21 protein-coding genes are annotated in these 25334 nt (G+C 48.5%); 12 read left to right on the top strand and 9 right to left on the bottom strand.

The genetic code is table 11. The annotated features are described in order from the left end of the window. The first annotated feature begins 117 nt into the window (after window positions 1–117). A complete protein-coding gene (proB, locus tag JKP77_RS15485) occupies window positions 118–1227 on the top strand; it encodes a glutamate 5-kinase (protein ID WP_218312068.1) in 1110 nt (369 codons plus the stop codon). Window positions 1228–1344: 117 nt separating this feature from the next. Beyond that, window positions 1345–2595 (top strand): glutamate-5-semialdehyde dehydrogenase, encoded by a 1251-nt coding sequence (locus JKP77_RS15480; RefSeq protein ID WP_218312067.1) that lies wholly within the window; start codon window positions 1345–1347, stop codon window positions 2593–2595. Between the two features lie 8 nt (window positions 2596–2603). Here the strand turns inward: JKP77_RS15480 and JKP77_RS15475 are convergent, their stop codons facing one another. Beyond that, on the bottom strand, window positions 2604–3008 hold the full coding sequence (locus JKP77_RS15475) for a hypothetical protein (RefSeq protein WP_218312066.1): 405 nt from the start codon (window positions 3006–3008) through the stop codon (window positions 2604–2606). A gap of 536 nt (window positions 3009–3544) precedes the next feature. On the opposite strand from JKP77_RS15475, the gene JKP77_RS15470 reads away from it, so the two are divergent. The 3 genes from JKP77_RS15470 to JKP77_RS15460 are packed head-to-tail and all read left to right on the top strand — an operon-like array spanning window position 3545 to window position 5850. Continuing rightward, on the top strand, window positions 3545–3982 hold the full coding sequence (locus JKP77_RS15470) for an acyl-CoA thioesterase (protein WP_218312065.1): 438 nt from the start codon (window positions 3545–3547) through the stop codon (window positions 3980–3982). Beyond that, window positions 3982–4914 (top strand): D-2-hydroxyacid dehydrogenase, encoded by a 933-nt coding sequence (locus JKP77_RS15465; RefSeq protein ID WP_218312064.1) that lies wholly within the window; start codon window positions 3982–3984, stop codon window positions 4912–4914. The genes JKP77_RS15470 and JKP77_RS15465 overlap by 1 nt, the downstream gene beginning before the upstream one ends. Before the next feature lie 6 nt (window positions 4915–4920). After that, on the top strand, window positions 4921–5850 hold the full coding sequence (locus tag JKP77_RS15460; RefSeq protein WP_218312063.1) for a DMT family transporter: 930 nt from the start codon (window positions 4921–4923) through the stop codon (window positions 5848–5850). Between the two features lie 161 nt (window positions 5851–6011). Here JKP77_RS15460 and JKP77_RS15455 read toward each other — a convergent pair whose 3' ends face one another. Further along, window positions 6012–6272, bottom strand: a complete 261-nt coding sequence (locus tag JKP77_RS15455) for a hypothetical protein (RefSeq protein WP_218312062.1) — start codon at window positions 6270–6272, stop codon at window positions 6012–6014. A 183-nt stretch (window positions 6273–6455) separates the two neighbouring features. On the opposite strand from JKP77_RS15455, the gene JKP77_RS15450 reads away from it, so the two are divergent. The 4 genes from JKP77_RS15450 to can all read left to right on the top strand — a co-directional run bounded on the left by JKP77_RS15450 (window position 6456) and on the right by can (window position 8449). Beyond that, on the top strand, window positions 6456–6959 hold the full coding sequence (locus JKP77_RS15450; protein ID WP_218312061.1) for an RNA polymerase sigma factor: 504 nt from the start codon (window positions 6456–6458) through the stop codon (window positions 6957–6959). Beyond that, window positions 6946–7542, top strand: a complete 597-nt coding sequence (locus tag JKP77_RS15445) for a hypothetical protein (RefSeq protein ID WP_218312060.1) — start codon at window positions 6946–6948, stop codon at window positions 7540–7542. The genes JKP77_RS15450 and JKP77_RS15445 overlap by 14 nt, the downstream gene beginning before the upstream one ends. A 125-nt stretch (window positions 7543–7667) precedes the next feature. Then, a complete protein-coding gene (locus JKP77_RS22585; RefSeq protein ID WP_274608671.1) occupies window positions 7668–7793 on the top strand; it encodes a hypothetical protein in 126 nt (41 codons plus the stop codon). A gap of 65 nt (window positions 7794–7858) precedes the next feature. Then, the gene (can, locus tag JKP77_RS15440) at window positions 7859–8449 is read left to right on the top strand and encodes a carbonate dehydratase (protein WP_218312059.1); all 591 of its coding nucleotides are present in this window, start codon (window positions 7859–7861) and stop codon (window positions 8447–8449) included. Window positions 8450–8511: 62 nt separating this feature from the next. Here can and JKP77_RS15435 read toward each other — a convergent pair whose 3' ends face one another. Then, window positions 8512–12213, bottom strand: a complete 3702-nt coding sequence (locus JKP77_RS15435; protein ID WP_218312058.1) for a translocation/assembly module TamB domain-containing protein — start codon at window positions 12211–12213, stop codon at window positions 8512–8514. Next, window positions 12210–14015, bottom strand: a complete 1806-nt coding sequence (locus JKP77_RS15430) for an autotransporter assembly complex protein TamA (RefSeq protein WP_246601231.1) — start codon at window positions 14013–14015, stop codon at window positions 12210–12212. Before JKP77_RS15430 ends, JKP77_RS15435 begins: the two co-directional genes overlap by 4 nt. Before the next feature lie 217 nt (window positions 14016–14232). Between JKP77_RS15430 and JKP77_RS15425 the strand changes: the two genes are divergently transcribed. Then, entirely contained in the window at window positions 14233–16197 is a 1965-nt protein-coding gene (locus tag JKP77_RS15425; protein ID WP_246601230.1) for an alpha/beta hydrolase family protein, read from the top strand. 377 nt (window positions 16198–16574) lie between these two features. Then, window positions 16575–17816: a multidrug effflux MFS transporter gene (locus tag JKP77_RS15420; protein ID WP_218312057.1), complete on the top strand. Its 1242-nt coding sequence runs from the start codon at window positions 16575–16577 to the stop codon at window positions 17814–17816. A gap of 231 nt (window positions 17817–18047) precedes the next feature. Here JKP77_RS15420 and JKP77_RS15415 read toward each other — a convergent pair whose 3' ends face one another. From JKP77_RS15415 to JKP77_RS15405, 3 genes are all read right to left on the bottom strand, one after another. Then, window positions 18048–18380 (bottom strand): hypothetical protein, encoded by a 333-nt coding sequence (locus JKP77_RS15415; protein WP_218312056.1) that lies wholly within the window; start codon window positions 18378–18380, stop codon window positions 18048–18050. Window positions 18381–20084: 1704 nt separating this feature from the next. Next, the gene (locus JKP77_RS15410; RefSeq protein ID WP_218312055.1) at window positions 20085–20570 is read right to left on the bottom strand and encodes a Mov34/MPN/PAD-1 family protein; all 486 of its coding nucleotides are present in this window, start codon (window positions 20568–20570) and stop codon (window positions 20085–20087) included. Then, window positions 20563–22254, bottom strand: a complete 1692-nt coding sequence (locus JKP77_RS15405) for a ThiF family adenylyltransferase (RefSeq protein ID WP_218312054.1) — start codon at window positions 22252–22254, stop codon at window positions 20563–20565. The genes JKP77_RS15410 and JKP77_RS15405 overlap by 8 nt, the downstream gene beginning before the upstream one ends. Before the next feature lie 314 nt (window positions 22255–22568). Between JKP77_RS15405 and JKP77_RS15400 the strand changes: the two genes are divergently transcribed. Further along, the gene (locus tag JKP77_RS15400; protein ID WP_218312053.1) at window positions 22569–22889 is read left to right on the top strand and encodes a helix-turn-helix domain-containing protein; all 321 of its coding nucleotides are present in this window, start codon (window positions 22569–22571) and stop codon (window positions 22887–22889) included. On the opposite strand, the gene JKP77_RS15395 is transcribed toward JKP77_RS15400, so the two are convergent. Beyond that, the gene (locus JKP77_RS15395) at window positions 22886–23746 is read right to left on the bottom strand and encodes an ImmA/IrrE family metallo-endopeptidase (protein ID WP_218312052.1); all 861 of its coding nucleotides are present in this window, start codon (window positions 23744–23746) and stop codon (window positions 22886–22888) included. The genes JKP77_RS15400 and JKP77_RS15395 overlap by 4 nt on opposite strands. A 373-nt stretch (window positions 23747–24119) precedes the next feature. Further along, window positions 24120–24743 carry a hypothetical protein gene (locus JKP77_RS15390; protein ID WP_218312051.1) on the bottom strand — a complete coding sequence of 208 codons (624 nt, stop codon included), beginning with the start codon at window positions 24741–24743 and terminating at the stop codon, window positions 24120–24122. Between the last annotated feature and the right edge of the window lie 591 nt (window positions 24744–25334).

Here is a 25334-nt window from a genome sequence, read left to right as displayed (position 1 = left end):
TGCCAGTTTTTGACCGTATACATGTCAGTTTTCGCCGCAAAAAAGCGTAAATAGACAGTTTGTTTATTTATCGTGCTGGCGTATGCTTGCCCAATCCGCTGTTAGTCTTCAAACCTCATGAACCAGTTTTCCTGGCAACGTGCCGTAATCAAGATAGGAAGTGCGCTGATTGCACCCGATGGTAATCAGTGTCAGGCAAAATTTTTATTGCCCATTGCCCGCTTTATCACCGCCAGTCGGGAGGCTGGCAAAGAAGTGATTGTGGTGTCATCGGGCAGCGTGGCAGCGGGTCGCAGTAAAGTACGGCTTAATCATCCTGCCTCTATTGCAGAAAAACAAGCGATGGCGGCCATCGGGCAGATGCAGATGATGGCAAACTGGCAGCGCTTTTTCGACTTCCCATGCGCACAGGTACTGCTAACCGCGGACGACCTGCACGACCGTACCCGCTATGTAAATATCAAAAATACCTTGCGTGAATTGCTTAAACATCAGGCGTTGCCAGTGGTCAATGAGAATGACACGGTCGCGGTAAACGAGCTGAAAGTGGGCGACAACGATAATTTAGCGGCCTATACCGCGTTGGTGGCTGAAGCAGATACGCTAATCATCTGTTCGGATATCGACGGGTTATATACCGCGGATCCGAGAAAAGATGCCAGTGCGACCCTGATCCCTGAAGTAGAAAGCATCAATGACAGCATTTATGCACTGGCCGGTGGCGCAGGCTCGTCAGTCGGCACAGGGGGCATGCGAACGAAAATCGAAGCGGCAGATAAATGCACACAAAGCGGTATTCAAACCGTTATTGTAAACGGGCGTAGTGGTCACGTGTTTGATGCATTACTGGAAGGTCACGTCTCAGGCACATTATTTCATGCTACACAGTCCGGCAATACTGCCCGGCGATTGTGGCTGACTCATACGTTAAAAACCCGTGGCGTAATTGACGTAGACGAAGGAGCCCGCTCTGCGATTGAACAAAAAGGGGCTTCGCTCCTTCCCTCTGGAATTCACGGCGTCAGCGGGCGGTTTCGGCCCGGTGATGCGGTAGAAATACGATGTCAGGAGCAGGTTATTGCTAAAGGGTTGTCGCTTTATTCAGATACTGAGCTGAATCAAATAAAAGGCATGAAGTCACAACAAATTCGTGATGCCTTGGGCTATGATTGTAGTGAGGTCGTGGTGCACCGGGATGATCTGGTGCTGCTGTCCCGAGCCATATAATTGCCCCGTTCATCGCTAACGGGTAACTGAGGCAGGGAACATTCGCGTACTTGGACTTCTGTGAAGAGTACGCGATGCACTGACGAACGTCCCTGCCCTTCCAGCTAAGGGGACCTTATGAGTTTTTCTATTCAACAGGCAGCAAAGGATGCACGCAAAGCATCAACGGCAATTGCTGCGCTTTCCGGTGAGCAAAAAAGAACGTTGTTGATGGATATCAGCAAGCACCTTGTGGCGCAAACCGACAATATTCTGGATGCTAACAGTCTTGATCTGGAGCATGCCCGTGAGCATGGACTGGATGCTGCAATGACTGACCGGCTGACACTCACCAAACAACGGGTAATGGACATTGCCAACGCCGTTGCGGATATCGCCGCACAAGCCGACCCCGTTGGGCAGATCGCTAACATGCGCAGTATGCCAAGCGGCATCCAGGTGGGTAAAATGCGTATCCCGCTTGGCGTTATCGCGATGATTTACGAGTCGCGCCCGAATGTCACTGTGGATGCCGCCGCGCTGTGTCTGAAAGCCGGCAATGCGGTTATTCTTCGCGGTGGCAAAGAAGCGCTGCATTCTAATCTGGCGCTGGCGGCCTGCTTGCATCATGTCCTTAAAGCGCATGATCTGGACCCGGCTATTGTGACCGTCATTCCCGACCCTGACCGCGGTATCTTAAAAACGCTGTTAACGCTTAAACAGGATATTGATTTGGTGATCCCAAGGGGGGGCGAAGGCCTGATTGAGTATGTAGCGGATCACAGCCGTATTCCGGTTATTCAGCATTACAAAGGCGTATGCCACCTTTATGTCGATTCGGCAGCTGACGAAGACATGGCGCTGGCTATCCTGGAAAACGGCAAAACCCAGCGAGTGGGCGTGTGTAATGCGCTGGAGACGTGCCTGGTTCACAAAGACCGGGCCGCGACGTTTCTACCCAGAGTCGCCGCGTTATTTGACGACTATGAGGTGACGACCCATGCGTGTAGTCAGTCACTGGAGTATTTTAACGGGGCGCTGCAGGCCACCGATGTCGACTGGCATGCTGAATATCTGGCACTGGAAATTGCCGTGAAGGTAGTAGAGAGTTATGAGGATGCGGTTGCTCACATTCGCTCGTATGGTTCCGGACACACTGAAGTTATCGTCACCGAACATTACGCTACCGCACAGCGTTTTATCCGGGACATTCAGTCGGCGGTGGTGATGGTAAATGCGTCGTCACGCTTTTCTGACGGGGGGGAGCTTGGCTTGGGGGCAGAAATTGGCATCTCCACCAGCAAGCTGCACGCTTATGGCCCCATGGGCGCGGAGTCGCTGACTACCGAGAAGTTTGTGGTGCTTGGGCAGGGGGAAGTGCGAGGCTGAAAAGAAGCCTAAGCGATAGGAAGATAGCCCAGCAGTGAGATGACGAAAAAGGTACCGGCCAGTAGCGCAATACCGGGACCGTCTGCTTCTTCACGAATTAATACGATAGCCCGTTTAGCTCCGAGGTACATAAGCCAGATACAACCGGCTTTAAACCAGTTTGAAATAGTTACGTAGGTGCGCTCCTGATAGACACTGTATACGGCCGCTTGGTGAGGTTCGAATGTTGATGGCAGTAACAGTAATAACCCTGATTCGACAATCCGCGCCGCTTCCAGAGAAATCAGCGACGCCACTGTTCCAACCTGAATCGAGGCGGCAATAAAGTACAACAACAATGTAGCCAGTTTATGCCCGAACTGGTCGTCGCGTCGGAATAAGTAATGTGAGAGGTTATAAATAACAACAGGCACTGCGCTGAGATCCTTCTACTGCATACCGTCTATGGTCGATTAATTATTTAAGATAGCCTGTATTGTATAAAATGTGAACACGCTTTTCAGGTCTTACGGAGTTTTCAATCACGCAAGAGAGGCTGGTCGACACCGGCGTGCAAGTAGTAACGCACCGAGCCTGTGATACGCAGTATCAGAAAATAATAACCTTGGAAAGATGCGAACAAGACTGTGGTCACTCAGCGAGTCCTGAAGTAGGTAGTTGCTAGGCAGGATTCGCAAGGAATGGCAGTCATGCTTGCCAAGAAGCCTAACGTCGTAAGTGCATGCTTCAGCGCTCGCCCTTCGGGGCTTACAGCAAGGCACCTACTCGTCGTTAGTCTTTTTTGACTTGACCCGTTAGGCCTGCAAAAGGCCACCTTGATTAGTCAATTGGCTGTGAGCCTGAGCGACTATAGACTTATTCGCATCATCCCTTGCGTAGCATAGAGATAGATCCCCGTCTCTAACAACGGTATTCTGGTGTTCACATCATTGCTATCACCGGACGAGTCATGACTGATATTACCCCTTCATTGCAGGATTACCCTTACACCGTGACGCTGGCCTCACGCTGGCAGGACAACGATGCTTACGGGCACATCAATAATGTCATGTATTACAGCTTTTTCGACACGGCAGTAAACCGCTTTTTGATTGAGCATGGCGGGCTGGATATCCAGAACAGCCAGGTGGTGGCTTATGTAGTGAGCTCACAGTGTCAGTATGTAGCGCCGGCCAAATACCCTGAAACGATTTATGTAGGACTGCGCGTAATAAAAGTAGGTCGCAGCTCTGTCACCTATGGCTTATCAGTGTATGCAGGTGACGCAAAGCGCCGCGTAGCTCACGGTCAGTTTGTGCATGTGTTTGTAAACCGTCAGACTGACAACGCGGTGCCAATACCATCGCGAGTGAAAGAAGCTTTAGAAAGCATTACGGAAGGGTTGTAATGAAAGGCGTTGTGTTGGATTGGGCCACTATGTCTCCTGCGTCTTTGCAAACCGATGCATTGTCCGGCTTGCCTGTAGAATGGACGTTTTACGATGAGACCAGCGCCGAAAACACCGATGAGCGAATTGCCGATGCCGATATTATTCTTACCAATAAAGTGGTGCTGAATGAAACCTCACTGCGCGCCAGCCAATGCCGCTATATCGGGGTACTGGCGACCGGCACGAACAATATCGATCTGGCATATTGTCATGATAACGGTATTGTCGTTAACAACGTGGCCGGCTATGGCACCGAGACGGTGGCACAGCACACGCTGATGCTGTTGCTGAATCTGGCCACCCGCTTTGCGGATTACCATCGCGATGTGCAAAACGGAAAATGGGCTGAGGCATCGCAATTTTGCTTAAGTTCCTACCCGGTCGTGGAGCTTGCCGGAAAGCATGCTGTGATTGTGGGTCATGGCGATCTTGGTCAGCGTGTTGAGTCGCTCTACCGGGCACTGGGCATGCGGGTATCTGTGGCAGCCAGGCCCGGTAAACCTAACGATAACAGGACCTCACTTGCCTCTCTGGCACCCACTGCCGATGTAGTGAGTCTGCATTGCCAACTGAGTGAGCAGACAAACAAGCTGGTGGATGAGACGCTACTGGGGTTATTGCCTGACCATGCCTTTATTATCAACACAGCGCGGGGCGGACTGATTGACGAAGAGGCACTCGCAGACGCTCTGCATCATCACCGTATTGGCGGCGCAGGCCTTGATGTCTTGTCAGAAGAGCCTCCGCCGTCGTCGCATCCGCTACTGCAGGTTTCCCACCCTACGCTACTGATAACCCCCCACTCAGCCTGGCTGGCGCGGGAAGCGCGTCAGCGCCTACTGGACGATGCGGTTAACCAGTTGGCGCAGTTTCTCAGACAGGCAGAGTAATTTTTTGTGAACAACGCATTTCTTTTTATAGCCTGCGCGCTGATATGGGGCTCAACCTGGATTGCCATTACGTTTCAGACCGGGGAAACACCACCGCTGGTCGCGGTGGCCTGGCGGTTTACTATTGCGTCATTATGTCTGGGCCTGTTTTGTCTGATTCGCCGTCTTCCGATGCGATTGCCGCTACACATTCATATCAAAATGGCCGGTGTAGGATTGTTTCTTTATACCCTGGACTACACGCTGTTGTATGCGGCACAGCATTTCATCATCAGCGCCCTTCTCGCACTGATGAGTTCGTGCATTATTTATATTAACGTCGGATTACGGCGCTGGTGGTTGAAACAACCTGTAAGACCTGAGGTGCTGATTGGTGCGACGCTGGGCATGGTGGGGATCACGCTGATTTTCATTCCGGAATTTGCCCATGTGCGACTTGATGCCGCACTGGCGTTGGGGCTGGGGATCGCAATGGTGTCTTTCTTTTGCGCGTCGGTAGGGAATGTGATTTCTGAACGGATCCTGGACAAGGGCACGCCTGTTATTCAGATGAACTTCTACGCCATGACATACGGGCTGGTGTTTCTGTATGGTTCGGCGCTCATTGGTGGTCAGTCGTTTGCCCTCCCAGACTCCCCTGACTTTTATATAGCGCTGTTGTATCTGGGGGTTTTCGGCTCTGTGCTGGCTTTCGGTTCATACATGAAACTGTTACAGCAAATTGGGTCGGACAAAGCCGCGTATGTGGTGCTGGTATATCCTATAGTGGCGCTCATCATCTCAACGTTTTTTGAGGGATACCGATGGACGTTACTGGCGGGTATTGGCGTTGGCGTGGTGCTGTTTGGCAACGCGATTGCCATGGGCAAAGTGCCGCTGCCGGGACGCAAAGCGATAAAACGCGCCGCTGCCACCTCCCCGGATACGCCAGGCTAAAACCATCGCCGGTACCCAACCCTATGCGGGTTACCGGCATAAGCGACAATGACGCGGAGCACTACAGAAAGCCATGAGGCTGGTAGGTTTGTGCACGGCTTGTATTCTACCTCTGAGCCAGGCAGATATGACGCCGTAACGAACCCGAATTGGTTCTGTCATCACTTCAGCGCATTGATTTTTTTATTCAGCTCGTAGGCAGGCTCTGTCACAATGGCTTCAAGGGTTTCTATACGCGCCTGCAATTGCGCGATATGCTCATCTTTGTGCTTAATATCTGCCCGCAGCGACGAGGTTGTCGCAAACGGATTACTGCACTGGCCGTTCATCCAGTCGTTTAAACGCCATTGGTATCTGGCATCCAGATAGCAAGCAGTAAGTGCGGTAATACCAATGCCACTAAGTAATAAAAAAATTTCCATGATATCGTCCTCATCAGGTTAAATTGGTGCTGCGCTACAGCCCGATTTGTTGCGCTTCAACCTATCAGTCGTTCGACAGAAAAAAATATTACAAGCCGGATGTAATATTTTTTCTTTCATACTGACTACACAGATAGCGTGCACGTAGTTGCATCTTCTTTATCACTTATTTGGAACACAGGCTTGCAACGTCAATTCGAAGAACTTTTCAGGGACTATGGCGCACTGCTGGGCCGGGTAGCCAGCAGTTACGAGGCGAACGACGCGCTGCAGCAGGAGTTGCTGCAGGAAATTGCTGTGGCGGTATGGCAGGCAATGGCGCGCTTTAAGGGCAACAGCAGTGTGAAAACCTACATATTGAAAGTGGCCCACAACCGTGCGGTGTCACACGTTGCCAGCCAGGTCAGAGCCCCGCATACCGAAACCTATGAGGATGAAAACAGCCCGGCTGCTGAGGGTAACTGGTCGCCGGAGAAAGCGGTAGAACAGCATAAGTCACTGGAGCGCCTGCTGCGCGCAGTCAGAGCCCTGCCGTTACCGGGAAGACAAGTGCTAACGCTGTCTTTAGAAGGTTTATCTTACGATGAAATTGCTGACGTTTGCGGACTCACAACCAGTCACGTTGGCGTATTATTAAAACGTGCAAAAGCAGCCATAAACAGGAGCTTCGAAGATGACGACGCATGATGATGACCTTGCGCGGTTATGGCAGACGCAGAAAGTATCAACCATCGATACGGAGCAAATTAAAAAGGATTGTCGCAGGCAGACGCTGAAGCAGCGGCTGTATTTATTTCTGGATTTTGCCTGTCTGGTCCCAATGGTAATTTTCTTTATCTTTCAGTGGGATCAATTATCCCGCGCAGCAGCCACAATGATTGTGGTATTGCTGGTGGTTACCCTGCCGATTTTTATCTATCTGGCGAGACTGCGGTGGCTGGCCGCAGCGGGATTTCAGACGGCCACGGCGAATTATCTGGATATGCTGATAAAGCAAATGCGCAACAACGCCAGAATCGCGTGGCTGACAAAGCATTCAAGCTGGACCACTGCTCTTTTTCTTATTGGTTTCTATGCGGTATTGTTTGTTTTAGGCGAGGTGCCACAAGCCCGACAGACCAAAGCGTTGCTGGCGATATCTATCACCAGCGTAGCTATGGCTGGCTTCTATCTCTGGGCAAACAAGCGGGAGGCCCGCTTTCACCAGAAAGCCGAAGAACTGCTGGCCTTAAAGCAGGAACAGGGCCATGATAGTGAGGTAGCACCTTAACGCCAGCGTTAAGAGGGCTTGAATACGTCAGCCCTCAGTGGCTTGTTCGCATCGCACTAAAGCAAGTTGTCACTGCAGAGGTTGCATATCATGCATCATCATCACGATACGGCGGTTGGCGCAGGATGAGCCAGGCAGTGGTTACCCATGGTGGTTCACTTGCTGAAACCCGGCCCGCAATGCTGGTGGGCAGGCTGGCATCGCCTTCGGGTGTTTCCCGCAGAACCGATACGCGAATGACCGGGGCCTGACCTGTCTCTTATGTCTGAGCAGACAGGTACCACTCTGACTTTTAATCCCAAGCCGGGAACGCAAGATGAAAGAAATCAAACAGCTACTGGATAACAATAAAAAGTGGGCGTCACGAATTGAAGAAGCGGATCCTGCATTTTTTGATACTTTGTCTAAGCAGCAAACCCCCGATTATTTATGGATTGGGTGTTCAGACAGCCGGGTGCCGGCTAACCAGATAGTGGATTTGCTACCCGGTGATATTTTTGTGCATCGTAACGTGGCGAATATGGTGATCCATACCGATTTTAACTGCCTTTCGGTGCTGCAGTACGCGGTAGACGTGCTGAAAGTGAAACATATTATCGTATGCGGCCATTATGGCTGTGGTGGCGTGGAGGCCGCGATGGGGGAGAAGCAACTCGGACTGATCGACAACTGGCTGGGTCATATCAAAGACGTGTATCAACGCCACTATAATGACCTGATAGCCCTGCCGGAAAACAAACGATCAGCGCGACTGTGCGAGCTGAACGTAAAAGAGCAGGCTGATAATGTACGACGTACAACTATCGTCAAAGATGCCTGGGCCCGGGGCCAGGATCTGCAGATCCACAGCTGGATTTACAGTTTAAAAAACGGGCGCATTACGGATTTAACCGACGCCGGGCAATAATGTTTCGCTGCCGGTGAAACGATAAGTTCCTGCAGCGACACTCAAGGCAATGACGACAAGACTCAGTCCTCGTCCTCGCCGTCATCTTCTTCCTCGTCTGGTTTGTTCTCGCCCAGGAAAAACTGATAATACAAATCCAGCGCGTATTCACTTTCGTCTTCGATAGTCGTTTGTACGGCTTCTAAAAACAGCTTTGGTAACAGTTTGTAGCGTACCGTGAGATCAGGCGGGCGCTGACGGCGACGTAAGTTGCCATTTGTTGATTCAGACTGTATGGCGTCAACTTCCACGTTGTATTGTACCGAGAGTCTGTCGGTAAGCTGACCGCTCACACTAACGCCGGATTCACTGGCGCTCAGGCTTAAGTCTTCTATTCCCAGCGTGTCACCGATTTGTCCGGTGAGGCCTTTGGTATTGGATAAACCAAATCCTAACAGCAGCGCGTTGTAATTCGGGCTTTGTCTTTCCGTGTTCGGGCCTTCTCCGGTAAGCAGGTACGAGAGCACATACTGCTGGTCCATGGCGGGCTCTGAGAACAGATTCACGTTCGGGCTGTCCGTGGGGCCGTCAATGCGTATACCGGCAATAACCCCGTCATTGGTTTTCGCCGGATCGCGAATGGCTTCCACCAGCAGCATGGGCTGGTCGATTGGCCCATTGAACTGTACCTCCCCGGTTTGTATTACCAGGTTTTGTCCGTAAGCTTCATAACGCCCGTCAAGGATCTGCAAATCACCATAGCCAACCAGCGAAGGCTGTGTATTCACACGGATCCCGCCATGCAGGTTTGCGGTGAGCCCGAATGCTTCAAGCTTGACCTCCCCCGACCTGGCTTTATCGATATTGACCATGACAGATGCGTGAATAATGTCCAGCGGGTCGTCTGAGGGCGGCTCGCCACGCAAATGAACGTCTTTGGAGGGCGACACCGCGTTTTCCGGGAGCTCTTCGATGACGATGCGCGCCCAGGGAATATTTACTGAACCGGATACGTCGATTTTTTCTTTCGACACCTCTGCAGTGAGATCCGGCGATACCTGCATGCGAATATCCCGCTGCCTTACCTCAAAGCGTTTTCCTTTGAGTCGTGCGGTAAACTCCGGGTCGCCAGACCAGTTAGCGCTGCCTGAAAGGCTACCCTCACCGTCACCCAGTTTAAACGTGCCGTCAAACTCAGCCTGCTGACCGGTTAATGTGACTGACTGTTGCCAGTTGCTTAACGACACCGGCATGTCCTCAACATCCAGTGCGCCGCCCTCAAGGGCCAGCGAGCCATTCAGTGAAGGGCTGTCCAGACTGCCGCCAAGGGTAATGTCACCATTTAATTTCCCCGACAGCTGACGAATTGCCGGCGACAAGGGCTGCAGTGGCGACACGTTGATACCAGTGAACTGAATGTTGCCGTCAAGCGTCGGTGTGTCTTCAAGCGGTGTTGTCGTCACTGACAGGCTCGCTTCTCCTAATTCATCACTGACAAACTGTGATGTAGCTTGTAGTACACCGTCCTTGAACGTCCCGGTTGTGTTTACTTTACTTAGCGTGATGGTAATGGGGCGCTCTTCACCTAACGTCCAGGCTGCGGGAGTGATGTTGGCGGAAAACGTTGCCGACATTGGTGTATTGGCACCTACCTGGCCGCGGGTATTGACAGACAGCGTGGCGTCAGGCGCGTCAGGGACGATAGCCGGGGCTAACTCGTTGGCCCATATCCCCAGCGGCAGCGCGTTGGCATTGACGGTCCACTGTGCTTTTTCCTCTTTATAAAGCACATTTTCAATACACAGGCTTCCCTCTGCGCGGGATTGCCAGCAATGCGAACTGACCGTCGCGCTCAATGGTTCCGGAACCAGAGTGACAGTAAACGGAGAGTCCAGTTTCCAGCGGGTATTTAGGATCCCTAACTCACTGTTGGTAAATTTCCCCTGCCACTGATTGTTCTCCCATTGACCCGTAAGTGATATTTTCGCGCTGTGTTCCGGTACGGTTACATCGAGCTCAAGCTCATGTCTGGCGAGAGCCCCGTCGACACCAAACGTGCCATTGAGCGGCCCCTGAGCTGCCAGTGTAGAGTTGATGGATGGGGAAACCTGCACGTCGGCAAATGTCACATCGCCCTTGGCTGAAGGATTCTGCCAGTCGCCGGTAGCGCGGATATCGCCTTTGGCGCTGCCAGCAATTCCGGGGTAAAGGGTTTTCATATCTGGCAAATCTAGCCTGACGGTGGCATCAAGGTAGCGTTTATTGAAAATTTGCCCTGCGACATTAACTGTATTGGTGTCCTGGGTTACCGCCAGCGTACCGACAATGATATCGCTGCCTGACGCGTAGACAACAGAGCCGGACACGTTAATCGGACGCTCCTCAACCGTTCCGCTGAAAGCGAGCTCGGAAATGCTCATCTCCGGACCTTTGTCTGTCAGCTGCATCAGACTGGTGAATCCACCGGTAATGTTGGTGGGGCCCTGTGGGACTAAGTCCGCAGTGGAAATGCCGCTGACGCGGGTCTTGCCGTTCCAAGACACACTCTCGTTCAGGTACAGGGTTCCTGTATTGGTGATTTTACCTTCCAGCAACGCGACGGTGATATCATTGACGCGAATGTTTTTCCGATTTAATACCACATCGACATTGACGGGGACGCGGCCAATATCGGGTAGCGTGGCTGCGCTGGAGCCTGTTAACGTGTAGTCACCCATCGTCCCGGAAAGGACGATATCCCCTTCATGAAGAGTGCCTTGCGCCTGCATGGGCAGGGGTTGCTCATCCCAGTTCGCAGATATATCCAGAGGTAACGTGTCACTCAGAATGTTCGCATGAACCCTGGCCTGAATGTCGTAGGCATTCGTCGCATCCAGCTCCAGCGTCAGATCGGAAAGCGACCCCGATGCGCTTAAATCCAGCTTCTGGCGAGTATTTTCGTCCAGCGAAATAGCGGCGTTTGCCTGCAGGTTAAGTGGATAATCATTTTCGAACGTCACGTCGGCATCAGCACGCAGCGAAGCTGACTCATGCTCAACATCCAGGGTGTCGATATCCAGATGCGTGTCTTTGAACACCAGCTTGTCAAAGGTCACTGCTGGAATAGCCTGTGGCGATTCGCCCTGATACAGGGTGGTGTTTTTCAGCGCAAACTGATTAATGGTTATGGCGACAGGCAGCCTGACTTCCGGCAGCTGAGGGGCGCTGTAAGATAACGAATAAGAGGTTGGTGTCTGGGTCTGCGGTTCACTGGCCGCGGGTAACCGGACGGTAAGACCCTCGATGACCGGATCATTGATAACAATCTCATCTTTTGCCCGGGCGGCAAGGGTGATCTGTTTAACCGCGACAGACTGCTCAGCCAATTCAACGCGCAACTGGCGAATGCGGGCGTTGTCCAGCCGCACGGCAACAGGCAATGAGAATGGCTCTGCGGGAGCGTCGTCGGCTTCGGTGTCTTCAGATACGCCAAGCTGAGTCACCGTAATATCAGAGGCAGCCAGCTTTTCAATACATACTTTCGGCGCCATCAAGCAGCGCCAGGACAGATTTACTGTCGCGCTTCCTACCTCGACCTTCCACGACGCGTCCTGCCAAACGAGATCGTCGACAGTCATGTCGCCATAAACCGAACCGTCAATATTGTCGATGGTGAGGCCAGGAACGAAAGAAACCGCCGCATAGCGAATAACCGGGGAGCCCAACGGGCTGAGCAGCAGTACCAGAAGTAACGCAATCAGCACAAACGGCGATAAGACCCAAAGCGAGATCGTACGTTTTCTCATAGCTCAGGCCCCAGTATAAAGTGAAGCTGCCACTTATTTACATTGTCACGATCATCAAAATTCCGGGCAATATACAGCCGAATTGGCCCGATGGGCGATATCCAGTGAATACCGGTACCGACGCTGTAGCGCGGGTCTGTATCCCAGTCATTAGTGGCAGTACCAATATCGGTAAACACGGCAGCCCGCCAGCTCTCGGCGAACTGATAAGCGTACTCTACACTGGCCGTGGCCAGGTACTTGCCTCCGGTAGGCTCTAAAGAGCTTTCCCCGGTTACCGGGTCAATAACCGTATCTTGCGGTGAGATATCCCGGTAATCGTACCCTCTTACACTCTGGTCACCACCGGCAAAAAATCGCAGTGAGGCCGGGACCCGGGAGAAATCATTGGTTTTAATTGCGCCCGCTTCACCGCGCACGACAACACGGTGGACGTCAGCAAACGTGCGAATCATCTTGCCTTCAACAATACTGCGCACAATATTGATGTCAGAACCTAAATTGTCGCGACCTATCTGTGAAAACGCCTGAAAGTAGGTGCCGTTATTAATGTTTAAGTCGCCATCTTTTTCTAAATACCGAATGGCGTAACCCGGCATAATCAGCGAGGTAGTCTGCTCCGGGTCCGCTCCCTGTACGAAGTATTCGCGCAGATAGGTTAGCGAGCCATCCTGCTGCCAGGGAGAGTTGTTTTCCTGCCAGTACCTGTGGACTGCAAGCGATAAGGTTTCGCTTTCTGTCTGCGAGTTTTGATACTCAATAAACTGATAGCCAGCCTGGAAGCTGACATAGTCATTAGTGATATCCCGCATGGGTATGCGGTAATCGGTGGTAAGGGATTGCTCAGGTTTGGATAAAAACAGGTCAGCAGAAACGGAATGTCCGCGCGAGTTAACCCATGGCCTGTCCCACCCCAGTTTTATCCGTGGCCCATCGGTATCTGTGCCGGCACCCAATCTTACGTCGAAACTGTCCCGTGGACGGTGTGAGACGGATACCTCAATAGGCACACGCAGCGATTCAGCGTCGCTGACTACCGGACGGGCAATCACCCGGGAAAAGTAGCCCGACTGATTAAGCCGACGGTTAAATTCGGTCAGCTTGGTGGATGAATATTTCTCGCCCACCTCAAAGGGGACCAACCGACGGATAATCGCTTCGGCTTTGTCCTCGCCCACTATGCGGATATCGCCAAAGGTGTACTGCGGACCGCTTTGTGCAATCAGTAACACGTTGGCTTCGCGTTCTTCGCGAACCAGATCCAGCCGGGTAGCCTGCCAGGCAAAATCAAAATATCCGTGCGTTAACGCGTAATTCAGCATGGATGATTTAAAGGACTCATAGACTGGCTGTAACAACACATCCCCTTTTTTCAGAGGAAACTTGTTAAATCGCTGTCGGAAATCAGGATCTTCGCGGCCGGCGCCGATAATCTCACGGGTCACGTTAGCCACTTTCAGCGGCGTGTTGAGACTTACCTGAAGGATAACCGTGTCATCATCGGTCACTTCAATAAAGGTTTCGCTGTTGTAGTAGCCAAAAGGCTCAGCTGCAGTGGAGACCGTTTTCTGGATCTCCTCCTGCCAGAAAGGATCGGCAAGTAATCCGGTCTCGATGTCCAGATTATTCAAATAAAGACTGATGTTGTCGCGGACCTTATCCTTGTCAACGCCTTTAATCTCAAAGTCGACGGCATGGGCGGGGCTGACAACCATCCCGCTTAACCAGATTAGCGCAAAAAGAAAAAGTCTGGCAGGCGGTAACGGCTTACGCCTGTTCTTTTTGCTATTACACTTAAACAACGCTTGTTCCTTTTGCCTGAATCGGGGTGAACCGGATAAATAGAGTGTCAGAGCATGACTGATGCAGGTTTTGTACCTGATAACGCCCGGTAACTGAACATTTTGTGAACCCCGGAGGGTTAGTATATTATGACTTTTCGATAATCGATACGTTGATGCGATGCGCTGCGGATTATCAAAGACAATAATTATTAAGATGTAGTGAAAGGAAAGTCGTATGAAGGGATCTCTTTTTGCCTGTTCGTTAGTGTGTCTTGTTGTGCTTGTCACCAGCACGATTTCTGTCGCCAACGCGCAGGAGGAAACCAGTAGCGAGCCGCTTCCGCTTAGTGCTTTTAGCGCCTTGCCGGAAAATATCAAACCCGCGCTTTCTCCCAGCGGAAACCGTATTGCTTTCGTTCAGAACCTGACGCAACCCAGCGAAATGTCGGTGTTAACGACATACGATCTTAAATCGCAGGACATGTATTATCTTCTGCAGTCGGATAACGAAAAAATTAAAATTAACTGGTTTCGCTGGGCAACGGAAGACCGTCTGGTGATCAGCGCCCGCTATGAATCTAAACAGGGGACTACCCGATTTTACGAAACCCGCCTGTTCAGTATGAAATTTGATGACCAGGGGAAAGAGCCGGTTAACCTGATCGACTGGCGACGGTTAAGCCGTCGCAGCACCAATGCCTATCATGTCCCTCAATTTCAGGATTCGGTGATTGACTGGTTGAAAGACGATCCCGAGCATATTCTGGTTGAGATTGATATCGAAGTTCCGACCGTGCCCTCGGTGTATAAAATCAATCTTGAAAACGCGCGTGCCCAGCGCATTGAACGCGGAAAACGTCAAATCCGGGACTGGCGTACGGACAGGCAGGGTAATCTCAGACTGGGAGTATCGCTGGATTATGATGACGGCGAGAAAAAAATATTACTGAAAGACGGTGATGACTGGCGCACTCTTTTCTCTTACAACGTAATGACCGACAAAGGCGTTGTACCTCTGGGCTTCGGCGTGGATCCGGCGATCCTGTATTACAAGGCGTATAAGGGGGATTATCTGGCGCTGTATCGCCTGAATACGAAAACCGGCGATACGGAAGAAGTCTATTCGGATGAACATTACGACGTTGATGGTGGCTTGATTTACTCCACCGTGACTAACGATGCCATCGGCGTTCGTCATTCTCAGGCGCCAGGCGGGCGTTATTACTGGAACGACCGGTTAGAGAACCTCGAAACACAGTTAGACCAGGCGCTGCCTGATTTTAATAATTCTCTGGTGAGCTTCAGTGACGATGAAATGATATATCTGATGTATGCCGAAAGCGATACACAGCCGGGCGTGTACTTTTTGGGGAACCGGGAGCAAGGCGCTTTGGATGTCTTGTTTCAGCAATACCCGCAAATCACCTCAGACAAGTTAACGGGTCACAGCAAAGTGAAAATGAAAATGCGTGACGGCGTTGAAGTAGAGGGTTACCTGACATTACCCAAACAGGGCAAAGCGCCCTATCCCACCATTATTCATCCACATGGTGGCCCCGGTGCGCGGGATTATGGTGGCTTCGATTACTGGACCGCGTATTTCAGCAACAAAGGGTATGCCGTTATCAGGCCCAACTTCCGGGGTTCACAAGGCTATGGTTACAGCTTTTCAGAGTCACAAATGAAAAGCTGGGGCCTACAGATGCAGGATGATCTGACAGACGTCACGCAGTGGATGCTAGACCAGGGCTATGCCGATCCTGAAAAAATGTGCATTGTGGGAGCCAGCTACGGCGGCTACGCAGCTCTGATGGCGACGGTAAAAACGCCGGAGATGTACCAGTGTGCGGTAAGTTTCGCCGGAGTGGCAAACCTGAAAGACGTAGTCAAACGCAGTCGGAAATTTACCAATAACGAGTTTGTAAAAAACCAGTTTGGTGATGACTACGACGATTTGGAAGCCCGGTCTCCGTATTATCACGTGGAGAAAATCAAAACCCCGGTGCTGCTGGTGCATGGCAATGAAGACCGCGTGGTCGATGTGGAACAAAGCCGCGATATGGCAGAAGAACTGAAGGATGCCGGGAAAAGCGTGAAGTACGTTGAGCTGGATGCCGGTGATCATTATCTCAGTATTCAGCGGAACCGCCGCGAATTTTTCAAAGAGATGGATGCCTTTCTCAGTCAGTATCTGGACTGATGGCAGCGTGGATAGCAGCGCTTTAGCGGCAAGCGAGGTGAAGCTCTCCTTGTCGCTACAGACAGTCGAGGCGTGGAGCTAAATTGTCAGTACTACGCAGAGGTCTGAGACCCGCTGTTTATAAGCATCCCAACCCGGATGGCATCACCAGGCTGCGCTAACGCGTTCAGTTCATGACAAATTACGATAACGAGAGCCGCCGCCGGCGGCTTTTTCTTATCTGTTGCGTTATACTATCGTCCGAATAACAGAATCTGCACACTAACAATGCAGGTTATTCTGCAGGCAAGCGAAAACGTCGCGCCTTCCCGGCTGGCCTGCTATCCATTCCACAGTCAAATCAGGTGTTTGCCTGGCACTATGTAAGCAGGAGAATCATGTCGCAGTCATCGTCTACGACGACGCATGCTACCCCGACACTGGGGCTGGTTGAGTTTGTCGCGCTTATGGCGTCTCTCACATCGCTGGTGGCATTAAGTATTGATGCCATGCTACCAGCACTCATTCAGATAGGTGATGCGCTGGGTGTCACGGATCCCCATCAGCCACATTTGATTGTGTCGGTATTTTTTGCCGGAATGGCATTAGGCCAGCTCTTTTTTGGTCCGTTTGCTGATAGCCGCGGGCGTCGCCTGACGATTCTGCTCGGGCTCATTATTTTCGCTGCGGGCACGGTGGTCTGTATGCTGGCCGAGTCGCTTGAAACCATGCTTATCGGCCGGGTAATTCAGGCCTTTGGCGTCTCAGGCCCGCGTATTGCTGCCATGGCAATCATCCGCGATTTGTTTGTCGGCGATGCAATGGCTAAAGTTATGTCATTCATAATGATGGTTTTCATTCTGGTGCCCATGCTGGCGCCCATGGTGGGCCAGGCGGTGCTGGCCATGACTTCCTGGGTACATATCTTTACCCTGTTTCTGTTTGTTGCCGTATTAACCGCGATTTGGTTTTTTACCCGCCAACCTGAAACCCTGCCCCGCTCCAGACGCAAAGCGTTTTCCTGGGCGCAGTTTTTCACCTCGTCGAAGTATATTCTCACGCATAGCTCGGTGATGGGGTACACGCTGGCAATGGGCTTTATATTTGGTTCGTTCCTGGCTTACTTAAGTGCATCGCAGACCATTTTTCAGGGATTTTATGACGCCGGTGCCATGTTCCCTTATATCTTTGCGACGCTGGCATTTTCTATCGGGCTGGCCTCGTTTTTCAACGGCACCATGGTAATGCGCTTTGGCATGGTGCGACTGTGTCGCTTTGCACTGACCGGCGCGATCAGTTTTGCTGTTGTCTACAATGCCATACTGCTTTGGTATGGCGGTTTGCCACCGCTGGTGCTGACGGTAGTCGTGATGTTTATCGGCTTTTTCTTTGTCGGGATCCTGTTTGGCAATCTGAATGCGATGGCCATGCAGCCACTCGGTGATATGGCGGGATTGGGGGCGGCAATCATTGGCTCGTTATCCAGCTTGTTCGCAGTACCTATTTCGTTGCTGGTAGACAGCTTTCTGACAACTAACCTGTACCCCATCGGACTGGGCTTTTTGTGCTTTTTCATTCTCGCGTACTTTTCGGTGGTAGTGGCCGAACGGGCACGGGAGGAAGAGGGGCTTGAGACCTGAATTTGTCGCGGCGTTTACTTTCTCTCTGACACGTTGCAATGCAGTAAAAAACGAGTGGGAGTAACCAGCGCGCACAGTGAGTCGCTTGTGAAAAGCATTGAGCACAGCAAAATAAGGGTGTGAAACGATACTGGACAGAGCCCTGTAGCTGGCCCGCACCTGCGGTGAATGTATCACTGAGTCACGATAGCATTTGCCGTCCTTTGGCAATGCAGTATCGTCCGGGGAAAATTACTTAACCAGTTGCACGCGCGCACGGTTGCGCTGATTCTCTCTGATATCGACTGTCCTTGGGATCCGGATCCCCTGACGAATCTTATCGTAGCTGACTTGTTTCATTTCCAGATGTTGACAGAAATTGTAAAAGGTAAAAAAATCTTCGCGGTTAAAATCTTCCCCAATACGTGACATCTGGGTATCGATATAGCCATTGTCACCATTTAATGTGATTGTTGCGACTGACGAGTACGGCTGGCCATAGTCTTTTACTTTTAATGCTCGGACCATTTTGACCTCAAACACCCAATCGCCGATTCGCGTAAAGCGAGACGCTGTTGTTTGCATGTTGTAACCTCTGATTATGTTAGATTTTTATCGATTTAGGTGGGACTAACTCCTTTCCAAGTGTCGTGCCACAATTGAAAAGCTATATTTTTCATGGTGTTAAACGTAAGTGAGTGTTCACGGTGTAGGCGTTTGGCTACACACCCCGAAAATTTATGTAATTTTTCCACAATTTGTAAAATTTGCAGGATCTGTGAAATGTGCGATCGCCCTCATATCAGGGGATATAGCAATGCTGGAGGGTGTATGAAAATGGCTTCACTTACGTATAGTTACTACTACTCAGGTATCATTTTGGCTACAATTGCCAGTGTGTGTGAGGATCGTGGTTGGAAAAGCAAAGTGGCTGACCGATAGTCAGATCATTGATACTGCGTTATTTTTGCTGACTCTTTTGGGCTTTGGGAGTGTTATTGATTGGCGATATCACGCGAGCATGCTGTAAAGATGAGCGCGTTGTCACTACATTGATGAAATGTCAGGCATAAACAAATACATGTAACTAATACTTAGATTCAAATATTAGAAAACCCAGTAAGGACGTACCTTGCGAGGTGTCTTTCTAACTTTTATCTAATTTCTCTAATTTTTCACTAACTCTAGCAGGAAAATGAGATTTAGAAAGAAGCTAAAAGTTAGATAAATACTCCTCATTTTTATCTAAATTTTTGCTTGGACTTTAAAGTCCAGAATAAGTTTTCAATTGTAGGCTTTAGCGCCATAGGGATGAGTTGTCTCCTGTTTTAAAGGAAACAAAAGTATAGCAGTCAGTTTGAATGGAGCGCTTAGACAAGGAGCGGACAGTCAGGCTAATGAGGCTTAATTTATGTCATTGTTTAGATCAACTGGTATCTGTCCCCCAATAGCTCTTCGGTGAAGTACTCATATGGGGCTGATAATTGATAATCTAAACAAAAGCGGACATTTCAATATCTTTCCCATGATTAGACAGAATATGGTTTTTCAGTGGAAACGAGTGTTTCTATGAAGTATCAGTAAAAAAAGCTGTGTGAGGCGATAGAAACGGAATACATCATATCACCAGATAGTTATATAAGCCTCATCGGTACTGTTATGCTTTTAGTATTGATATTTTGCTTGTTTGTTACATTTAAAGAAAAGTGCAAAATCCACTTACTCTTGGCACTGAATCCGAACAGACCTAACATTAGAGCCAAGGTATAGCAGCCGGGCATTCCGAGCCGTTTCAGTAGATAGACCACATCAAATCATTCCTCAAATATCTACAGACCTATTGGGTGCTATTTGTCGGTTCTAGCCATTCGTACAGTATTTCAAAACTGACGATTCATTAATATAAGAGTCTTTACGAAGAGGGGCTTAGAAATGCCGTTTATAGTAAATGACGCAGAACAAATTACAGAGTATAACCAGGTGCTAGACTCGAATATTAGGGCTGAACAAATTGAAGTTTTATTGCGCAATTTAGTGTCTTTACGACATGAGGAAGAAGATAGATTCGTGATTCCCTTCGATGACGTCATCGTGACGTTGAACTTAGCTATATCATTGTTAGACCGACGCTGACTTATTGTCTCAATTTGGTCAGCGGCCATTTTAATTATTTATCCTAACAGCTGCTACTGGACTGAACTGACTTTCACTATTTAGTGAGCTCTGTTATGAACAGTGTCAGATGGAGATGTGCCTGCTAGATGATGTGAATCAACAAAAAAGCACGGCTCAATCTATAACAACCTTGATTGATTCATGTTCGCAGGAATAGAAAGGCCATATCCTCTTCTTGCCGGTAATAAATTTCACACAATTCATACTCCATTTGTCAGGATGGGAGCCAAAAATCATCATGACCGGATTAGAACACTGAGCCTCTTTTGATAAAGCAACATTTAACAATGTCTTTTCATCTTTCCTGCTTAAAGCAGGAGAGCTAACCGGATGAGAGTGCCAATCCCCAAGATAAGTCGTTCTGCCGCTACTAGTCTCATAAAGACGTGCCATTGCAGATAGCTGATAATCCTGATCAGGCTCAAAACTATATCGGCTTCTTTTTGCAGCGTCTCCAGCACTAATTAAATCAGTGATTACATAGTCCCCATCCGCAGCAACATAACCGAAGAACGCGCCGCCTGTCTCAAGCGGTTCATACTCCTCAATATCTGTAATGATCTCATCAATGTGAGCTTGACTAATCCAGATGTTAGCCATGCTGATATTTGAACCCTTTCCATACGGGGGCTACTGGATTACCTTCAGCCCATTGATCTACAACATACACATCGTCTTCAAAAAGTCCGTATACATCGCCTTGCAATATTGAAACTGCCATACGACTTGTCATATTTGATACGGTATCAAGATCAAAGCCAGCCCCAGTAAACGTTGGGTGGAAACAACCTTTTGGCTGAACGAATCCCGTAGGTTCAGTAGCAATTTCAGGTATGACATTATTGCCGTACTGGTTATTAAATTCGTACCAAACATCTTCATCGCAATGTGCTGTTGAGCGACCAACAATTCCGCCCCATGCACCGTTTGTTGCACTGCACCAAACATAATCAGTAGCAACAGTTTTACATAGTTGAGACACATACTGGTTGACATTGAGCATCGCTGAACAATCAATTACTAAGTCAGACTTTTGGATAATTTCATCACTAAAATATTCAGAAAACAGTACCTCAGAACCATCTTCTAACGTTATTTCCTGTGTAGAACCAATTTCACATTCTATTGGATGAATGCTAAGCCCCACAAAGCCAGATGTAAGCATCCTCGATACTGCATGCACTTTGGACATCCCAATGAACGGCAGTCCTAATGCCCAGCGCTGAAGGTTTCCGACCTGCAGGTAGTCTCTATCGATTAATTTGAAATGTTTTACTCCTGCTCTGGCGAGTTGAAAGGCCACTTGTGATCCCAACGCGCCGAGACCTACAATAGTCACTGTTTTGCCCGCTAAGCCTATTAGGTTCGGTGTTCGAGCTAACAGCTGGTTGGGATGGAGATGATCAGAACGGATAATTGACAGACTGACGTGTGTATTTTTCTTTTCCTTCCAGATGCGTCTGACCAAGAAAAGCCAATTTACTTCTATAGTTCCTCTATTTGACTCTTCGTTGAAGCAAACACCGATAATATCGACACCTATCTTCCCCAGGCTTGCAGACGATGTTTTTTCCATATTAGGAAACTCAGTGATAACTTGCTGGTATATCCCTCTGGCATCAACTGCTGATAAAGGAGCGGTAATCTTGCACCATCTAATGGGCAACCTGATACTAAACTTATCAGAAAACGTAGTTTCATCCTGAAAAACCATTTTCCCTTCAGTATCCAAAATCTTTGAGAGGCAACCTCTTATCGCTTCTTTCTTCGCATCTTTAACATGACTAATCTGAACGTATCCTCGGCCTTCTGAAACACCTGGATCACAATCAGATGTTACTACAATGACTGAATTTTGCTCTGCCACTAACTGACCACTGGGTTGATAACCTTCAAATTTATCCTCATGTTCAGAATTTAGTGTTGGGTCCTTGTGGATTTTGTAAATATTGGTAATTTGATTCTCGAATAAGCCAGCAAGAGTATCGTTGGCGATATCCCACTTATTGTTCTTGTCAGCAAATGTACACAATGATTTCCCAAACGGTTCTAAATGACGCCCCGAAGGAAAATTTTGACTTTGTATTTCTGGTGGGAAGAAGGGGTATTCAGCAGGAAATATACAGATGAAGTCGAGGTCATTGTTATCAATACGGTATTGGACGTTGATGACAATCCTCCCTTCTGACTTAGCGTTTTCGTCAACATCATAGGTTGCGCCAATTGCTGCAAGACGATCAAGCTCGTCTTGCAGCATTTCCGGCTTATCGATAAACCAGACCATGACTCACCCCACAGGTCGTGACGGTGGACGCGGAGGCGTTCCGGGTCTTCCTGGCGGTTGATCTGGTCGGTTTCCTGGATTCTCAGGTCGCCCCGGTGGATGGTCGGGACGATTGCCCGGATTATCTGGCTTGCTCATGGCAAACTCCTCTTTATTATTAAAAAACACAGCCATTACTAAGAGTAAAAAGCCACTTGCATAACTGTATACAGTCAATTAATTTCCGGTATACAGGAATTATGTTTATATTTGCATTGTGATATGCTAATGTCAATATGTTTTTTCCGGTATACCGAACTTTGAGGAGGGTAAACGTGGCCAATCAGTTGGGGAACAAACTCAATAAACTCAGAAAGGACAAGGGGTTTACACTAGAGTCTCTAGCAAAAGCAGCCAATGTAAGTAAAAGCTACTTGTGGGAGCTTGAAAACAGAGAAGTGAAAAACCCATCGGCTCAGCGATTAGCTGCAATAGCAGCGCAGCTTGGCGTTACTGCCGACTTTTTTCTTGATGATGATGCTAGCCAGCCTGAGGAAAAGCACTTAGATGATGCTTTCTTTAGAGGTTACAAAAGTCTAGGCTCTCCAGAGAAAGAACAGCTTCGCAAGATCCTGGAAACGTTCAAAAAGAGTTAATCCCATTCCTTTGGCTTCCAACAATCAAGGAACTTTGGGAGGAGCAGTACTGTCATTGTGCAATCATACTGTTTCGAAAATATTTTCATTTCCGTTAAGTCTGCATTGCTGTCCGCGTGCTCGAACCATTTTCTTGCGGGAACTCCTCTTCCATTGCGGTCTTCTTGTATATCCGTCGATGAGGCCAGAGTTCCTTCAGGGACCTCTATAACATTTCCTTTGGTTTTGAAATAAGCTCCGCTTTTTTTGGCTGCGTTACTTGAACTTGCCCAATCCATATAACCATCTTTCGAAACAATTAAGACGGCCTTTTCTTCAGTATAACTTAGCCATTTTAGAATAGCCGCTGTCAGCGAGACTTGATACCGGTCGGCACAATGACTGAAAACATCAAAATTGATATCCCCGTTAAACTGCTGTCTGAAGTCATCAATAGGCATCAATAGGTGAGAGGCAAACTTGTCGGCTTCAGCTTCAATATTCTTACCCTCATCCCACGCAAGCATGTCTTCTTTGCTACACATAAATCGCTCTTGTCGGTCTCGGTGAAGCATGTAGTGCCCAAGCTCATGAGCTTTTGTAAATCGTATTCGTCCATTTGACGTCAGTGAATCATTGTAAGCGATCATCCATTTGGACCGCTCATCATTACCTGCCAACATTCCTTCAAAGCCGTCTAAGCTCACAGGAATTATATCAGTGATGGGATCTTTCCACTGAAATAATTCAGCAGCACCTTTTGCCATTTCATCAACATTAATTGGAAACCGGCAGACGCCATGTATTTCTTGGATAAGTTGCGTTGCTTTATGGAAAAGATTTGCGGCTTTTGGTGGGGCTAACTCGGAAGGCTTCATTCGCTGTATTATTCCTTTAAGACGGATCTTTCCTTGTGCTTTGTTCTTACCATATCAGACTAACAAGATGCCTGAGAAAGTCAGCAGTATACAAAAACATAGTTACTTCACCAATATTGATAGAGAAAACGGTTACCAAGTCAAACCAACCGATAATGCCTTGACTGATTGAAGCTTGGAACTGAAGGTCCGTTACTTGTCTTTTGATGCCCGTCATGGCTCGCTGTTGGACAGCTGTGTACGTAAAGCGGTCATTGGATTCTTTCGATACTAATGGCAGCTTTGAGCGATTTCCCGCCCGTCACCACCGCGAAAGCGGTGGTCCCTTTGAACGTAAACAGTAGCCTGAAAATTATTCGCTAACAGGCAGTTGTCAAAGGTCAGATAGGTAATCTTCCTTTTTACTTTTTAAGTTTCGAGAAGCAAGTTCTTCGTCAAAAAGTACAGTCGACATAAGATTTAATGAACCTATTCTTCCTATTTGTACGGTTTTAACCATAAACTTTTCTTTTAGGGCTACCTCTAAAGCGTACTGATCTTCCTTTTTCTCAGGTAATTCATAAGAAATTTTTATTTTCCATAACTTATTTTCGTCATCAGTAAACGATAGGCTAATGAATTCAAAGTTTTTTTCTCGGAAATCTAAATGATACATATCAAAAAAGAATTGATGGGGAAGGCCAATCTCATAAGCATTGCTACGCGAAACCTTGTCTTCTCCAAAGACATACTCAAGTGCAGAGATTTGTGAATATGAAATTTCGTCATAGCGGATATATTGAAGCGCGTCATCCTTTGACATTCCTAAATATAACCCTTCGTATTTAGCTACTGTTTGTACATTTTTTTGCTTTGTGTTTTTCGGTTCTTCTTCGGGTACGCTTGTCTCTACGGTATTTCTTCGTATTTTCTGAGGTTGTTCGTTACAACCGATAATCGCAACCAGAGCTAAACAAACAATAACATTTTGAATCTTCAGTTTCTTAAATTTCAACATTCTATCGAGCCAGCGAAGTTTAAAAGTGAATAGTAATCGGATCTAACCGAGAATTTATGAGAATTTTCATGGTCAAGCATACAACTAACAGAACTAATGTCTACAAATAAACACCTTAAGTGACGTAATAGGTATATAAGTTCAGATACCTTATTTGTCGAGCAATCGAACACTATTGTTTTACTTTCTAGCCTAGAATAACCGATAGTATCGTCAGAAACAGTAAGCTCGTAAAATATTAGTGATGAAAACTTAGGATCTATTTTCTATTTACAAAACGTTGAAAATGACTAGATTTTTTTTCCGCTAGCGCAACTGGACCGTTTGCTACTTTAACTCGTTAGTAATCAACGATGGATAGAAACCGAAGTTTTGTGGCAAATACCTAAGTAGCAAACAAAAATCTGAATGTCCGTTCCTTGTCTTATGCGGACGAAGATAGACACCCCTATGATGTCCGCTGCACGCCCATTTCATACAGTAATTGCAGACTGTCAGATCGCGTATGAGTCAGCCCGAATTCAGATAATAAGTGCACCACTCATGGTTAAACGGTGAGAAGAGATCAACTGCCTGTTGGTGGTACTCTGT

Origin of the sequence: Alteromonas antoniana, assembly GCF_019249295.1 — a bacterium.
In the GTDB taxonomy this organism is placed as follows: Bacteria; Pseudomonadota; Gammaproteobacteria; order Enterobacterales; family Alteromonadaceae; genus Alteromonas; species Alteromonas antoniana.
The sequence above is the reverse complement of the archived record's forward strand: the minus strand, read 5'-3'. Positions and strand labels throughout refer to the sequence as shown.

What these genes read in the sequence shown, in the direction of transcription:
- JKP77_RS15420 (WP_218312057.1), top strand. Translation starts at nt 16,575, where the DNA reads ATGTCGCAGTCATCGTCTACGACGACGCATGCTACCCCGACACTGGGG.
- JKP77_RS15410 (WP_218312055.1), bottom strand. Translation starts at nt 20,570, where the DNA reads ATGGCTAACATCTGGATTAGTCAAGCTCACATTGATGAGATCATTACA.
- JKP77_RS15445 (WP_218312060.1), top strand. Translation starts at nt 6,946, where the DNA reads ATGACGACGCATGATGATGACCTTGCGCGGTTATGGCAGACGCAGAAA.
- JKP77_RS15465 (WP_218312064.1), top strand. Translation starts at nt 3,982, where the DNA reads ATGAAAGGCGTTGTGTTGGATTGGGCCACTATGTCTCCTGCGTCTTTG.
- JKP77_RS15435 (WP_218312058.1), bottom strand. Translation starts at nt 12,213, where the DNA reads ATGAGAAAACGTACGATCTCGCTTTGGGTCTTATCGCCGTTTGTGCTG.
- JKP77_RS15405 (WP_218312054.1), bottom strand. Translation starts at nt 22,254, where the DNA reads ATGGTCTGGTTTATCGATAAGCCGGAAATGCTGCAAGACGAGCTTGAT.
- JKP77_RS15480 (WP_218312067.1), top strand. Translation starts at nt 1,345, where the DNA reads ATGAGTTTTTCTATTCAACAGGCAGCAAAGGATGCACGCAAAGCATCA.
- proB (WP_218312068.1), top strand. Translation starts at nt 118, where the DNA reads ATGAACCAGTTTTCCTGGCAACGTGCCGTAATCAAGATAGGAAGTGCG.
- JKP77_RS15390 (WP_218312051.1), bottom strand. Translation starts at nt 24,743, where the DNA reads ATGTTGAAATTTAAGAAACTGAAGATTCAAAATGTTATTGTTTGTTTA.
- JKP77_RS15455 (WP_218312062.1), bottom strand. Translation starts at nt 6,272, where the DNA reads ATGGAAATTTTTTTATTACTTAGTGGCATTGGTATTACCGCACTTACT.
- JKP77_RS15470 (WP_218312065.1), top strand. Translation starts at nt 3,545, where the DNA reads ATGACTGATATTACCCCTTCATTGCAGGATTACCCTTACACCGTGACG.
- can (WP_218312059.1), top strand. Translation starts at nt 7,859, where the DNA reads ATGAAAGAAATCAAACAGCTACTGGATAACAATAAAAAGTGGGCGTCA.
- JKP77_RS15395 (WP_218312052.1), bottom strand. Translation starts at nt 23,746, where the DNA reads ATGAAGCCTTCCGAGTTAGCCCCACCAAAAGCCGCAAATCTTTTCCAT.
- JKP77_RS15415 (WP_218312056.1), bottom strand. Translation starts at nt 18,380, where the DNA reads ATGCAAACAACAGCGTCTCGCTTTACGCGAATCGGCGATTGGGTGTTT.
- JKP77_RS22585 (WP_274608671.1), top strand. Translation starts at nt 7,668, where the DNA reads ATGAGCCAGGCAGTGGTTACCCATGGTGGTTCACTTGCTGAAACCCGG.
- JKP77_RS15425 (WP_246601230.1), top strand. Translation starts at nt 14,233, where the DNA reads ATGAAGGGATCTCTTTTTGCCTGTTCGTTAGTGTGTCTTGTTGTGCTT.